This is a genomic window from Citricoccus sp. K5 (assembly GCF_902506195.1).
GTDB lineage: Bacteria > Actinomycetota > Actinomycetes > Actinomycetales > Micrococcaceae > Citricoccus.
Genome location: NZ_LR732817.1, coordinates 2,727,402 through 2,740,125, shown reverse-complemented (window position 1 = coordinate 2,740,125; position 12,724 = coordinate 2,727,402). Strand labels below are relative to the sequence as shown.

Genomic DNA, 12,724 nt, shown 5'->3' with positions numbered 1-12,724 from the left:
GACGGTGTCCCGGCCCTGCTGTGACCTGCAACACGATACGTATATGAAACACATTTCAATTGAGAAAGTCAACCATTGAGTTGTTCACGCCTGTGGATCAATAGCCGTGTCGGGCGCGCCAAAACGACGCCGGCCTCGCGCGGGGGCTGTGAACCCAGGGTGCGTGGCCGACGTCGTGAGAGGCGGGTGCGGTACTAGAAGGCGATCTTGAGCAACAGGGAGCGCAGCTGCTTGCGCTCGCGCGGGGACAGGGTGGAGAGGGTGTAGTCCTCCGAGTCCTCCAGGATCTGCAGGGCCCGGGCGTGGAGGTCGCGGCCGGCATCCGTGGCGACGATGATCTTGGAGCGCCGGTCCCGAGGGTCGGTCTCCCGCAGGACGGCGCCGCGCTGCTCGAGGTTGTCCACGAGGGCGACGATCTGGCTGGGGTCCAAGGCCAGGAACTCTCCCATCTCACGCTGAGACGGGTTCTGCCCACTGGCGGCCAGGGAGAGCACCGAGAATTGGCGGACCTTCAGGTCCAGTCCCTCCAGCTGGTGATTGGCGTGGCTGATGCCGCGGCCGCGGGCGCGCGAAGTCAGGAAGTGGATCTGCTCGGCCACGTTGGAGCCCAGGAATCGCTCGATCCCGTCCGTCACTTCGCCAGCCGTGTCGCCAGCGCCACCGCTGACCTCTGGCGTGGACGCGGTGGGGGCGGAGGTTGCGGCGGCGGCGCTAGCCGTAGCGGCAGAGCCGTGGGGGGCCTTGTCAGTGGAAGTAGACATGCGTTTCTCGCAACCGTTCGTCACATCGTTGATTTGTTCAAGTGTAGCGGCGCAACCCCTGTGGCGGCCGGATCCAGAGTGCTGCTAGTGAATGTACATCATTGACTTTCTCAACGGTATGGGATGTCATGGACTCCAGAAGCGCCTAGGGGCGTTTGCACCGTAGTACCCGAGCATCGTTCCGATCCTCCGATCTGAACCCCCATCACGCAAGGAGAACCCATGTCCCTGAACGGCAAGGTAGCCATCGTCACCGGATCCGGAGCGGGCCTCGGCCTCGCCTACGCGCAGGAACTGGCTCGCCAGGGCGCGTCGGTCATCATCAATGACGTGAACCAGGAGATCGCCGACTCCGCCGTCGCCTCGATCACCGAGGCCGGAGGCAAGGCTGCAGCTGTGGTGGCCCCCGTCGGCTCCTCCGAGACTGCCGACCTGCTGGTCAAGACCGCCGTGGACACCTTCGGAGGCCTGGACATCCTGGTCACCAACGCCGGCATCCTGCGGGACAAGTCCCTGCTGAAGATGACTGACGAGGACTTCGACCTGGTCATCAACGTGCACGTCAAGGGCACCTTCACGTGTGTCCGCTCCGCCTACGCCTACTTCAAGGAGAACGGCGTCGCCGGCCGCATCGTCACGATCGGCTCCCCGACCGGCCAGCGCGGCAACTTCGGACAGACCAACTACGCCGCCGCCAAGGCCGGGATCGTGGGCATGGTCCGCACCTGGGCGATGGAGATGAAGAAGGCCGGCGTCTCCGTCAACGCCGTCATCCCGGTGGCCGCCACCGCCATGACCAAGACCATCCCGTTCTTCAAGGCGGCCGTCGAGGCGGACGAGCGCGGCGAGGCCATGCCGGAGTTCTTCCGCAAGGAGCTCGGCTTCGGGCCGGCCCAGGACGTGGCCGGCGTCATCGCCTTCCTGTCCTCGGAGGAGGCCGCCGGAATCACCGGCCAGGCCATCGGCGTCGGCGGCGACCGACTGCAGGTCTGGTCCCACCCGGAGCCCGTGGCCACCGAGTTCCACGATGGCGGTTGGGACTACGGGACCATGCTCGCCGAGGGCAAGGCGCTCCTCGAGTCCAACTTGCAGTCCGTGGGTGAGAAGATGCCGGAGCTGCCGGCCGAGCTGCAGCCCGAGACCGCGAAGTGAACGCCGGCATGAGCGCCAACGCCGAGAACACCGGGAGTGGCGGGAATCCCATCCGCTTCGAGTGCCGGGTGGACGTCGAGGCGGTGACCGCCATCGACATGCACGTGCACCTGGAAGTGGACGACTGCGGGCACGTGTCCATGCCGGAGGACGTCATGGAAGCCTCCTCGAAGTACTTCAAGGCCGAGGAGCGCACCCCCTCGATCGACCGGATCGGTGAGATCTACCGCGAACAGAAGATGGCTGCGGTGGTCTTCACCGTGGATGCCAGCACCCAGATGGACCACGCGCCGAACTCCATCGACGACCTGGTGGCCGGCTGCGCCCGGAACAACGACGTGCTGATCCCGTTCGGCTCCGTGGACCCCCGGAAGGGTCCTGCGGCGCTGATCGAGGCCCGCCGCCAGGCCGATGTGCTGGGGGTGCGCGGCTTCAAGTTCCACCCCTCCGTCCAGGGCTTCGACCCCTCGGACGAGCAGTTCCGCCCCCTGTGGTCCGAGCTCGAGCAGATCGGGCTGCCGTGCATCTTCCACACCGGCCAGAACGGCATGGGTGCCGGGCTGCCGGGAGGCCGCGGCATCAAGCTCAAGTTCTCGAATCCGCTGTTGCTGGACGAGGTGGCGGCGGACCACCCGAACCTGCCGATCATCATGGCCCACCCCTCGGTGCCGTGGCAGGACGAGGCGAACTCGATCGCCACCCACAAGGCGAACGTGTACATCGACCTCTCGGGCTGGTCGCCGAAGTACTTCCCGGAGTCGCTCGTACGCCAGTCCAACAACGTGCTGTCCCGCAAGGTGCTGTTCGGTACCGACTTCCCGCTCATCACGGCGGAGAAGTGGATGCGGGCCTTCGCGGACCTGCCCCTGAAGGACGAGGTCCGGCCGCTGATCCTCAAGGACAACGCCGTTCGGCTGCTCGGCCTGGGCTCCACCGCAGGCTCCGCCTCCACCGCCGGGGCCCAGGATGCGTGAACCCGTGACCGGGACTGTGACCCCGTCTGACCTATATGGCTTCGCCGAGCGCCTCACCGAGGCCGAGCGGTCCGTGCTGTCGGAACTGGTCACCGTCCTCGACGAGCAGGTCAAGCCGTACCTCAATGAGCACTGGGATGCGGCGACGTTCCCGGACGAGATCCGCCAGCCCCTGCGTGACCTGAAGCTGATGGACCCGCCGGCACTGAAGACTGCCGGCGAGCCCATCCGGGACATCCTCACGGGCTTCCGGAACTTCGAACTCGCGCGGACCGACCTGAACGTCTGCACCTACTTCAACGCGCAGGCCGGGCTGTTCCGCACCGCGGTGCGGCTGGGTGGCTCCGCGGAGCAGGTGGCGCAGCTGGATCCGAAGATCGTGGACTACTCCCTGACCGGTGTCTTCGCCCTCACCGAGCCGGACCACGGCTCGGATGTGGCCGGCGGGCTGGCCACCTCGGCGCGGCGCCAGCAGGACGGGTCCTGGCTGATCAACGGAGCCAAGCGCTGGATCGGCGGGGCCTTCGAGTCGGACGTGATGGCCACCTTCGCCCGGGACGAGGCGGACGGTGAGGTCAAGTGCTTCCTCGTCCCGCGTGAGGCCGAGGGCGTGACGCTGGAGCTGATCCGGAACAAGGCCAGCCTGCGCATCATGCAGAACGCGCACATCACCTACACGGACGTGCGGGTGGAGGAGGTGGACCGGCTTCAGGGGATCAACTCCTTCAAGGACGTCAGCCGGTGCCTGCGCAGCATGCGCTCGGATGTCGCCTGGATGGCCACCGGCGCCCAGGCCGGTGCCTTCGAGGCCGCCCTGCGCTACGTCCGCTCGCGGGAGCAGTTCGGCCGGCCGATCGCCGGGTTCCAGCTGATCCAGGAGAAGCTGGCGACGATGCTCGGCAACCTCACTGCCTCGCTGGGCATGGTGGTGCAGCTGACCGAACAGCAGGCTGCCGGCACCTACAAGGACGAGAACTCGGCACTGGCCAAGATGTTCACCGCCCTGCGGCTGCGGGAGACGGTGGCGCTGGCCCGCGAGGTCTGCGGCGGCAACGGCATCACCCTGGACACCGACGTCGCTCGTTTCCACGCGGATGCGGAGGCTGTCTACTCCTACGAGGGCACCCATGAGGTCAACGCCCTGATCGTCGGGCGCGCCATCACCGGCGTCGGCGCCTTCGTCTAGCCCGTCCATCCCGAGTACACGGTCACGAATTCATCACTGATCGGCCGAGACCATTGCATTTTCCAACTATTGTGATGTAGAACACAGTTCAAAGGAGAAGAACACCATGAGCGAAACCACCACCGCCAAGACCGTCGTCCCCTTCGACGAGGTCAAGAACCTCGCCGGGACGGACCTGGGTGTCACCGAGTGGCGCGAGGTCACCCAGCAGATGATCGACACCTTCGCAGATGCCACCGATGACCACCAGTGGATCCACACCGATCCCGAGCGGGCCAAGGACGGCCCCTTCGGTGCCCCGATCGCCCACGGCTTCCTCACCCTGTCCCTGATCATCCCGTTCTGGTCCGAGCTGTTCGACGTCTCCGGCGTCAAGACCAAGGTCAACTACGGGCTCGACAAGGTCCGCTTCACCTCCCCGGTGAAGGTCGGATCCCGCATCCGCATGCAGATCACCGTCAAGGAGGTCTCCGAGGTCAAGGGCAACGGCCTGCACCTGGTGGCTGACGGCACGATCGAGATCGAAGGCCAGGAGCGCCCCGCGGTCGTCGCGACATTCCTGTCCCGCTTCTACGCCTGAGGCACCCGCACTCAGGCTCTCGCAGCCCGGCACCCCCGCCGGGCACGAACCCAGGAGAAATCCATGAACAAGAAGTTCGCATCCCTCATGGCCACCGCCGCCGTGGCGGGCCTGGCCCTCACCGGCTGTGGTTCGGGCTCGCCGACCGGTGAGGGTGGCGGCTCAACGTCGGCCGGCGCCTCCGAGGGGGGCGCCGCCTCCGGAGAGCTCACCCCGGTGACTGTCGGCGTGCTGCCGATCGCCCCCTCGGTGGGCGTCCAGTACGGCATTGAGAACGGCATCTTCGAGGAGCACGGCTTCGAGGTCGAGCTCTCGACCCAGAATGCCGGTGCCGCCATGCTGCCAGCCGTCTCCAACCAGCAGATCACGTTCGGCGTGGGCAACCCGCTGTCCGTGATGACCGCTGTGGATCAAGGCCTGGACATGCGCATCGCCGCCGGGTACTCCAACTCGCTGGCCGAGGGCGATGACATCGCCGGGGTGGTGACGCGGGCGGACAGCGGCATCGAGGACTATGCGGACCTCGAGGGCAAGGTCACCTCCGTCAACGCCCTGCGGACCCTGGGGGACCTGACCATCATGAACGACGCCGAGGAGGCCGGGGCAGACCCGGAGGCCCTCGAGTTCAACGAGATGCCGTTCCCGGACATGCCGGCCCAGTTGGAGCAGGGCAATGTGGACGCCATCTGGGTGCCGGAGCCGTTCCTGACCAGTGTGCTCGCCGATGAGGCCAACGCACTCGTCGGCTACTCCTTCCAGGACGCCATCCCCGGCATGCCCACCATGGTGACCTTCACCTCGGGGGCCTACGCCGAGGAGAACCCGGAGGTCGTGGCGGACTTCGCGGCCGCGATGACCGAGGCGCTGGCCGCCTCTGAGGAGGACCCGGAGGGCACCCGTGCCCTGCTGCCGGAGTTCATCGACCTGCCGGAAGAGGTTGCCCAGAATCTCAAGATGGAAGAGCTCAGCGGCGAGATCCGCACCGATCAGCTCAACAAGACGGCCGAGCTGGCCGTGAAGTACGGCTTCATCGGTGAGGCTCCGGACCCCGCGAAGCTGTTCATCCAGTAACGCCTGTGGCGGGCCCGACGCCGGCCCCTCACGTTCACAGCACAGCGCCCCGGACCGTGTGGTCCGGGGCGCTGTGCTGTGCTGTGAGGTTTGACCTGGTCCGCCTCAGGCAGGGTGCTCGGCGAGGACCCTCTCCAGCAAGCCCATCAACTGCTCGCACTCGGTCTCGGTCAGCGGCGTGAAGAGCCGGCGGTTGACCTCCAGGGCCGGCCCGTACAGCTCCTGAAGCAGTTCATGCCCTGCATCTGTCAGGGTGGCCACGCGGCGGCGGCCGTCCCGGACGTCCCGGTGAACGCTGACCAGTCCACGTGAGGCCATGCGGCTGACGAGCTCGGTCAGGGAGGCCTTGTCCACGGCGAGCTGGGCGGCGATCTCGGTCTGGCTGAGGCCGGACTCCGATCGGGCGAGGCAGAGCAGGAGACCGAACTGGATGCTCGTGTTCTCCGTGGAGACGTGCTCGGTCCAGAGCTGGCCGTGCAGGCTCAGCAGGCGGCGCACGGCGAGGCTGCGGAACACCTGGGGAGGGGCCAGTTCGGTCTCGGTTCCGTTCATCGTCGAGCCTCCTGACGCGCCGCGATCTGGGTGACAAACAATATTGTTGACAAAATCATGAAAATCTCTTGTCTGCCGGGATCACGGCTGACTAGGCTGTGTCTCACATTACAGGCATCCGTCCACCCCCGGCCGGTGCCATCTCGCACATTGCCTTCCAGGAGCACCATCATGATGAGGAAACTTCGCGTGGCTGCCGTCAGCGCTGCCGCCCTACTGGCCCTGACCGCCTGCGGTTCGGGGTCACCGACCGGGGACGGCACCACCACCGCCCCCGCAGAGGGATCCGAACCGGCCGCGGCTGGCGAGCTGACCCCCATCGAGGTCGGCGTCATCCCGATCGTCGATGTCGCCCCGATCTACCTGGGCGTGGAGGAGGGCATCTTCGAGGAGCATGGCCTCGACGTCACCCTGACCCTGGCCCAGGGCGGTGCCGCGATCGTGCCGGCCGTCCAGTCGGGGCAGATGGACTTCGGCTTCTCCAACGTCACCTCCCTGATCATCGGGCGCGACGCCGGCCTGCCGCTGAAGATCGTGGCCACCGGCCCGCAGACCACCGGTGACGGTGAGGACGACTTCGCCCACGTCATGGTCCCGGCGGACTCCGACGCGACTTCCCTGGCCGATCTCGAGGGCAAGCGGATCGCCGTGAACACCCTGAACAACATCAACGATTCCGTGATCTCCGAGGGCATGAAGCAGGAGGGCGGGGACCCGGAGTCCATCGAGTATGTCGAGATGGCCTTCCCGGACATGGTCGCCCAGCTGGAGGCCGGCAACGTGGACGCCATCGGCGCAGTGGAGCCGTTCGTGACCCTGGCCGAGGCCGCCGGCGCCCAGCGCGTCTACGGCCAGTACGCCGAGCCCGTGCCGGACCTCTCGATCGCCGCCTACTTCACCACGGACCAGAAGATCGAGCAGGACCCGGAGCTGGTGGACGCGTTCACCGCCGCGATGAAGGAGTCCCAGCAGTTCGCCACGGACAATCCGGACCTGGCCAAGGCCGTGCTGCCGAGCTACACCTCGCTCGAGCAGGACGTGATCGACGAGCTCACGATGCCGAGTTTCCCGCAGGAGCATGACATCGCCTCCCTCGAGAAGATCGCCGAGCTGTCCCTGGATTCGGGCCTGATCGACGCCATCCCGGCGACCGAGGACCTGATCGTCCAGTAGTCCGGCGCCCCTCGAGCCGTTCATGCTGTTGTGCGACGCCGGCCCCGCCCAGTCCTCGGGGTGGGGCCGGCGTCGTTTCCTGGGGTCCAGTCGTACGAATGTTCTCCACAATCGTTGAAATACTCAATGGAATGGCGCACAATGAGGGTGAGTGTGGTCCGCCGCACAACAGCCGCACGCCATACCGCCGCGAGGAGTAGGAACGCATGATCAACCGTGGAATCGGAGACTGGATCCACCGCCGTCGCATCAAGTCCGCCGGGAACGTCGCCGTCATCAGCGCCGCTGGCGAGCTGACGTATGACGACTGGGCCGTCCGCATCGACCGGCTGGCGGATGCTCTCTCGCAGCGCGGCGTGCGGCAGGGTGATCGCGTGGCCTACCTCGGCGAGAACTACCCCTCGTTCCTTGAGGCGCTGTTCGCCGTCGGCTCTCTCGGTGCGGTGTTCGTGCCCCTCAACACCCGCCTGGCGCCTCCGGAGATCACCTTCGCTCTCAACGACTCGGGCTCCACCGTGCTCCTGGCCTCGGCGACCATGGAGCCGCTGGCGGTCGCGGGAAGCCGGGGGACCGGCGTCGGGCTCCTGGCCCTGGTGCAGGACGGCACCCCGGTGCGGGCCGAGCGCCGGGACGGGGACCTGGAGGCGGTCGACTACGAGCAGCTGCTGGCCGGCGGTGAACCCGTCCGAGCGGACGTGGCCGTGGGTCTCGACGACCTGGCGATCATCCTCTACACCTCCGGCACCACCGGCAAGCCCAAGGGTGCCATGCTCACCCACGGGAACCTGACGTGGAACAGCTTCAACGTCATCACGGACATGGACATCATGTCCGACTCGGTGTCCCTGATGATCGCGCCGATGTTCCACGTGGCCTCGCTGGGCATGGGCGCGCTGCCGACCCTGCTCAAGGGCGGCACCCTGGTCCTGGAGCCGCGGTTCGAGCCCGGCCGCGTCCTCGAGCTGATCGAGAAGTACCGGGCCACCTTCATCTCCGGGGTGCCGACCACCTACCAACTGCTGGCCGAGCATCCGGACTGGGAGTCGGCGGACATCTCCTCGCTGCGCAACCTGACCTGTGGCGGTTCCGCCGTGCCGCTGCGCGTGCTGGAGGCCTACGAGAAGAAGGGGCTGTCCTTCACCAACGGCTACGGGATGACCGAGACGTCCCCGGGGGCCACCACCCTGCCGGCCCGGTACTCCCGGCCCAAGCAGGGTTCCTCCGGGCTGCAGCAGTTCCACACCTTCGTGCGGATCGTGGACCCGATGGGCCAGGTCTGCGCTCCCGGCGAGGTCGGCGAGATCCAGGTCCAGGGTCCCAACGTCATCAAGGCCTATTGGAACCGTGAGGACGCCACCAGGGATTCCTTCGTGGAGGCCGAGGACGGCAGCTGGCTGAAGACTGGGGACATGGGCTACCGGGATGAGGAGGGGTTCGTGTTCATCTCCGACCGCCTCAAGGACATGATCATCTCCGGCGGCGAGAACATCTATCCGGCCCAGGTGGAGCAGGAGATCTCCCAGCTGGAGGCGGTGGCGGCGGTGGCCGTGATCGGCGTCCCGGACGAGAAATGGGGTGAGGTGCCCAAGGCCGTGATCGTGGTCCGTGGGGGGCACGAGCTGACCGAGGAGCAGGTCATCGGGCATCTCAACGGCAAGCTGGCCCGCTACAAGATCCCCAAGTCCGTGGTGTTCACCGAGGAGATGCCCCGCACTGCCTCCGGCAAGATCCGCAAGCCGGATCTGCGACGGCAGTTCGGCTGACCGTCCGCGGCCCCGAGCCGGCAACCTGCCGGCTCGGGGCCGCCTCCGGGTGGTGCCCGCGGTTCCCTGGGTTCAGTCCAGGATGGTCTGGTCTAGGTCTGGCTCGGAGTCCAGGAAGCCGAACTTGTGGGCGGTGGCGCTGAGGTCCTCGAGGATGGTGCGGTCGAGCTCTCCGGAGAGGTACTCCAGATTGAGCGAGTCCACCACCGCGGCGTCCATGCCGGTGTAGTCGACGATGGCCTCCCGGAAGGCGTCCTCGTCCGCCATGGCCAGCTCGGTGGATTCCGTGGTGGCGTCCCGGAAGGCCGCCACCACCTCCGGGTTCGCCTCGGCGTAGTCGCCGTTCGTGAAGGTCACCATCGAGTACAGCCCGTCGATGGCGCGCAGTGAGTCGCCGATGAACTGGATGCCCTCCTGGGCGCGGCCCTGGCTGAGGAACGGCTCCGGGATCCAGGCGGCGTCGATGTTTCCCTGCTCGAGCTGGGCCAACTGGTCCGGGAACCCGATCTCCGTGAATTCCACCTGCTCGGGATCGCCGCCGTCCGCCTCCACGGACTGCATGATGGTCAGGTGGCCCTGTGTGTTCAGCGTGTTGACGGCCACGCGCTTGCCTTCGAGGTCCGCCCAGGAGGAGATGCCGGACTCCTCGAGCGCGATGACTCCGCTGGGGGCCTGGTCCTCTGGGTCGTCGACGTTCTCGTAGCTGGTCGAGTAGCCGGCGATGATCTTGATGTCCAGACCCTGGCTGTTGGCCAGCAGGATGGATTGCGGGTTCCCGACGGCGAACTCGACCGTGCCGCTGGAGACGGCCGGCAGGAGGGCCGCGCCGCCCTGGCCCTGCTGGATGGTCACGTCGAGTCCATGTTTCTCGAAGATCCCCTCGTCGATGCCCAGGGGGACGGCGGCCGAGGTTGCGATGGGCAGCAGGCCGACGGTCACCGGCGTCAGTTCCTCGGTGCCGGCAGCGGCATTCTCGGCGGGAGCCGAGGAGTCAGTCCCGCTCGGGCTGCCGCCGGAACAGCCCGTCAGCAACAGTCCTGCGGCAGCGAGGGTGGTCATGGTGGTGAGCGCGGTGCGGGTGATGCGGCGAGTCATGGCCATGGGTGGCTCCTAGGCGGTGAGCGGTCGGGGATGACGTCACCCCGTCCGGGTGGGCGGTGTGATGGCCATCACTGTGACATCATCCGACCAGCCCCGGGGATGCTTTTCCTTTCAAGGGGAACACCGGTTTCGCTGACCGGCCGTCGTGTCTAGGTTGGACGCATCGGCCTCGTGGACCCCCCTGACGACTGTCCGGGGGGATCGAGGCCCGTCCCGATCGGGAGGATCATCACGATGTCACAGACCGAAGCCACCGAATCACTCGCCCAGGCCATTGAGAGGACTGGGAGCCCCGTCGAGTTCCTGCGCAACCAGGACTGGCCGTCCATCACGTTCCCCATCACCCCGGAGTTCACCAATTGGCGCGACGAACAGCGGGCCTGGCGTACCACCGTGGCGCTGATGGACCAGTCCCACCACATGACCCAGCTGTTCCTGGGCGGAGCTGATCTCCTGCCGCTGCTGGCGTCCATCTCCCCGAACACGTTCGCCACCTTCCGGCCGGGGGTGGCCAAGCAGCTGATCTCCGTCAACCAGGACGGTTACCTGATCGGGGACGGCATCCTGTTCTACCACTCCGAGGGGCACGAGGGCCTGGTGCTCGTGGGGCACCACATCCTCATCGACTGGGTGCGGTTCACCGTGGAGAAGGCGCAGGCAGCCGGCCGGGACGTGCACCACCGGCTGGACCCGAACTCGAACATGCGCTCCGGTCCGCCCACCCTCTACCGCTACGAACTCCAGGGTCCGGAGGCGGACCGGGTCATGGAGAAGGTGTTCCGTGGCCCCGTGCCGGAGGTGAAGTTCTTCCACATCGCCGAGGTGCAGATCGCCGGTCGCACGGTGAAGGCCCTGCGCCACGGGATGGCCGGCCAGCCCGGATTCGAGTTCTACGGGCCCTGGGCGGACCATGAGGCCGTCCACGCGGCCTTGGTGGAGGCCGGCCAGGAGTTCGGTCTTCGCCTGGTGGGGGCCAAGGCCTATTCCAGCTCGCCCCTGGAGTCCGGCTGGATCCCCACGCCGTTCCCCGCGATCTTCGGTGACGACTTCGCCGAATACCGGCAGTGGCTACCTGCGGCCCGGGCCGGGTCGATCGGTGGCTCTCTCTACTCCGAGAACGTGGAGGACTACTACGCCACGCCCTATGACTACGGGCTGGGCCGCTCGGTGCGGTTCGACCATGACTTCCATGGCCGCGAGGCCCTGGAGCGGCATGCCGAGAACCAGACCCGGCGCAAGGTCACGCTGCTGTGGAACGCGGATGACGTGGCCGGCGTCGTGAAATCCCAGCTCGAGGAGGGAACCCCGGCCAAGTACCTGGACTTCCCGAAGGCACGGTACGGCTTCTATCAGATGGACGAGGTGGTGCGAGGATCGCAACAGGTGGGCATCTCCACGGACGCCGGCTACGTGGCCTTCCCTCAGCTGTACATGTCCCTGGCCACCCTGGACGCGACCATCGAGGACGGCGAGGAGGTCGAGGTCGTCTGGGGCGAGGACCCGGTCTCCCGCAAGCCCCAGGTGGATCAGGGCCATCGGCAGGTGAGGATCCGCGCCACCGTGGCCCCGGCCCCCTATCAGGAGTACGCGCGGACCCGGTACCGGGACAACGGCTGAGGTTAGGCGTCCTGGGTGCTCAAGGCGCCCAGCTCGTCCTGCGCATCGAGGTCGTCCAACTCGTCCAGGAGCTTCAGCCCCCGCTCGGCCCAAGCGATCTCCGCGTCCGCCCGGTCCACGAGGCCCTCGTAGGTGAACCTCTTGAAGGCGGTCGTGCGGCGGTGCTGGGAGGCGGGGACGGTCTCGAGCCGGCGGTTGAGGGTCTCCGAGGTGCCGGCGATGACCTCGTCGATCTGCTGCTGCCACTGACCGCGGAGCTGCAGGATGTGCTCCCGGTAGGCCATCAACTGGTCGCGGGCGCGGTCCGGGGTGGCGTATTCGAAGTAGGCGGCCCGCAGGTGCATGGGGTCTCGGTCCCGGGTCCACTGCAGGTCTGAGTCCATCCACTCGCCGAAGGCCACTCGGCCCTGCTCGGTGATGGTGTACTCGATCTTCCGTCCCTTGCGGCCCCAGGGGACCTCCTCGGACTCCAGCAGCCCGTCCTGCAGCATCCGGCGCAGTTCCGGGTAGATCTGCGAATCGGGGGCGTGCCACACGTTGCCCACGGAGGAGCCGAAGCGCTTGGCCAGGTCATAGCCGGTCATGGGCTCCACGGTGAGCAGGGCCAGCAGCGCATTGCGCAGGGACATGTGGTCATCCTTCCTACCGGACGCCCGGCTGTGGTCTGCTGCCCCGGGCTGCTGCCCCAGACGAAGCGGTGATCCGCACCACTGTAACGGTCCGCGAGTCATATACCTATGTCCATAGGGCTGCAGAGCACCAGGTGACGCCGGGTGTCACAACGGAAGAGGAGT

At 67.0% G+C, this 12,724-nt stretch carries 12 protein-coding genes; 8 read left to right on the top strand and 4 right to left on the bottom strand.

What is annotated here, in order from left to right:
* Window positions 1–194: 194 nt before the first annotated feature.
* The gene (locus BOSE125_RS12300; RefSeq protein WP_159552928.1) at window positions 195–761 is read right to left on the bottom strand and encodes a MarR family winged helix-turn-helix transcriptional regulator; all 567 of its coding nucleotides are present in this window, start codon (window positions 759–761) and stop codon (window positions 195–197) included.
* A gap of 222 nt (window positions 762–983) precedes the next feature.
* Here BOSE125_RS12300 and BOSE125_RS12295 point away from each other — a divergent pair, with 222 nt between their 5' ends.
* From BOSE125_RS12295 to BOSE125_RS12275, 5 genes are all read left to right on the top strand, one after another.
* Window positions 984–1,913 carry an SDR family NAD(P)-dependent oxidoreductase gene (locus BOSE125_RS12295; protein ID WP_159552926.1) on the top strand — a complete coding sequence of 310 codons (930 nt, stop codon included), beginning with the start codon at window positions 984–986 and terminating at the stop codon, window positions 1,911–1,913.
* 98 nt (window positions 1,914–2,011) lie between these two features.
* Window positions 2,012–2,887: an amidohydrolase family protein gene (locus BOSE125_RS12290; RefSeq protein ID WP_371300784.1), complete on the top strand. Its 876-nt coding sequence runs from the start codon at window positions 2,012–2,014 to the stop codon at window positions 2,885–2,887.
* On the top strand, window positions 2,880–4,073 hold the full coding sequence (locus BOSE125_RS12285; RefSeq protein ID WP_159552922.1) for an acyl-CoA dehydrogenase family protein: 1,194 nt from the start codon (window positions 2,880–2,882) through the stop codon (window positions 4,071–4,073). The genes BOSE125_RS12290 and BOSE125_RS12285 overlap by 8 nt, the downstream gene beginning before the upstream one ends.
* 106 nt (window positions 4,074–4,179) lie before the next feature.
* Entirely contained in the window at window positions 4,180–4,653 is a 474-nt protein-coding gene (locus BOSE125_RS12280; protein WP_159552920.1) for a MaoC family dehydratase, read from the top strand.
* Window positions 4,654–4,716: 63 nt separating this feature from the next.
* Window positions 4,717–5,724 carry an ABC transporter substrate-binding protein gene (locus tag BOSE125_RS12275; protein ID WP_159552918.1) on the top strand — a complete coding sequence of 336 codons (1,008 nt, stop codon included), beginning with the start codon at window positions 4,717–4,719 and terminating at the stop codon, window positions 5,722–5,724.
* Between the two features lie 105 nt (window positions 5,725–5,829).
* Here the strand turns inward: BOSE125_RS12275 and BOSE125_RS12270 are convergent, their stop codons facing one another.
* Window positions 5,830–6,276, bottom strand: coding sequence for a MarR family winged helix-turn-helix transcriptional regulator (locus BOSE125_RS12270; protein WP_159552916.1), 447 nt, complete (start codon window positions 6,274–6,276; stop codon window positions 5,830–5,832).
* Window positions 6,277–6,447: 171 nt separating this feature from the next.
* Between BOSE125_RS12270 and BOSE125_RS12265 the strand changes: the two genes are divergently transcribed.
* Together BOSE125_RS12265 and BOSE125_RS12260 are read left to right on the top strand one after the other, a co-directional pair.
* Window positions 6,448–7,449: an ABC transporter substrate-binding protein gene (locus tag BOSE125_RS12265; protein ID WP_159552913.1), complete on the top strand. Its 1,002-nt coding sequence runs from the start codon at window positions 6,448–6,450 to the stop codon at window positions 7,447–7,449.
* Window positions 7,450–7,655: 206 nt separating this feature from the next.
* Window positions 7,656–9,212 carry a long-chain fatty acid--CoA ligase gene (locus BOSE125_RS12260; RefSeq protein ID WP_159552911.1) on the top strand — a complete coding sequence of 519 codons (1,557 nt, stop codon included), beginning with the start codon at window positions 7,656–7,658 and terminating at the stop codon, window positions 9,210–9,212.
* A 72-nt stretch (window positions 9,213–9,284) separates the two neighbouring features.
* On the opposite strand, the gene BOSE125_RS12255 is transcribed toward BOSE125_RS12260, so the two are convergent.
* Window positions 9,285–10,313 carry an ABC transporter substrate-binding protein gene (locus BOSE125_RS12255; RefSeq protein WP_159552909.1) on the bottom strand — a complete coding sequence of 343 codons (1,029 nt, stop codon included), beginning with the start codon at window positions 10,311–10,313 and terminating at the stop codon, window positions 9,285–9,287.
* 234 nt (window positions 10,314–10,547) lie between these two features.
* Here BOSE125_RS12255 and BOSE125_RS12250 point away from each other — a divergent pair, with 234 nt between their 5' ends.
* Window positions 10,548–11,930 carry an aminomethyl transferase family protein gene (locus tag BOSE125_RS12250; RefSeq protein ID WP_236557968.1) on the top strand — a complete coding sequence of 461 codons (1,383 nt, stop codon included), beginning with the start codon at window positions 10,548–10,550 and terminating at the stop codon, window positions 11,928–11,930.
* A 2-nt stretch (window positions 11,931–11,932) separates the two neighbouring features.
* On the opposite strand, the gene BOSE125_RS12245 is transcribed toward BOSE125_RS12250, so the two are convergent.
* A complete protein-coding gene (locus BOSE125_RS12245) occupies window positions 11,933–12,559 on the bottom strand; it encodes a PadR family transcriptional regulator (protein ID WP_159552907.1) in 627 nt (208 codons plus the stop codon).
* Between the last annotated feature and the right edge of the window lie 165 nt (window positions 12,560–12,724).

Bases quoted from the DNA above. Each gene is read 5' to 3' on its own strand.
- BOSE125_RS12300 (WP_159552928.1), bottom strand. From the start codon at position 761: ATGTCTACTTCCACTGACAAGGCCCCCCACGGCTCTGCCGCTACGGCT.
- BOSE125_RS12295 (WP_159552926.1), top strand. From the start codon at position 984: ATGTCCCTGAACGGCAAGGTAGCCATCGTCACCGGATCCGGAGCGGGC.
- BOSE125_RS12290 (WP_371300784.1), top strand. From the start codon at position 2,012: ATGCACGTGCACCTGGAAGTGGACGACTGCGGGCACGTGTCCATGCCG.
- BOSE125_RS12285 (WP_159552922.1), top strand. From the start codon at position 2,880: ATGCGTGAACCCGTGACCGGGACTGTGACCCCGTCTGACCTATATGGC.
- BOSE125_RS12280 (WP_159552920.1), top strand. From the start codon at position 4,180: ATGAGCGAAACCACCACCGCCAAGACCGTCGTCCCCTTCGACGAGGTC.
- BOSE125_RS12275 (WP_159552918.1), top strand. From the start codon at position 4,717: ATGAACAAGAAGTTCGCATCCCTCATGGCCACCGCCGCCGTGGCGGGC.
- BOSE125_RS12270 (WP_159552916.1), bottom strand. From the start codon at position 6,276: ATGAACGGAACCGAGACCGAACTGGCCCCTCCCCAGGTGTTCCGCAGC.
- BOSE125_RS12265 (WP_159552913.1), top strand. From the start codon at position 6,448: ATGATGAGGAAACTTCGCGTGGCTGCCGTCAGCGCTGCCGCCCTACTG.
- BOSE125_RS12260 (WP_159552911.1), top strand. From the start codon at position 7,656: ATGATCAACCGTGGAATCGGAGACTGGATCCACCGCCGTCGCATCAAG.
- BOSE125_RS12255 (WP_159552909.1), bottom strand. From the start codon at position 10,313: ATGGCCATGACTCGCCGCATCACCCGCACCGCGCTCACCACCATGACC.
- BOSE125_RS12250 (WP_236557968.1), top strand. From the start codon at position 10,548: ATGTCACAGACCGAAGCCACCGAATCACTCGCCCAGGCCATTGAGAGG.
- BOSE125_RS12245 (WP_159552907.1), bottom strand. From the start codon at position 12,559: ATGTCCCTGCGCAATGCGCTGCTGGCCCTGCTCACCGTGGAGCCCATG.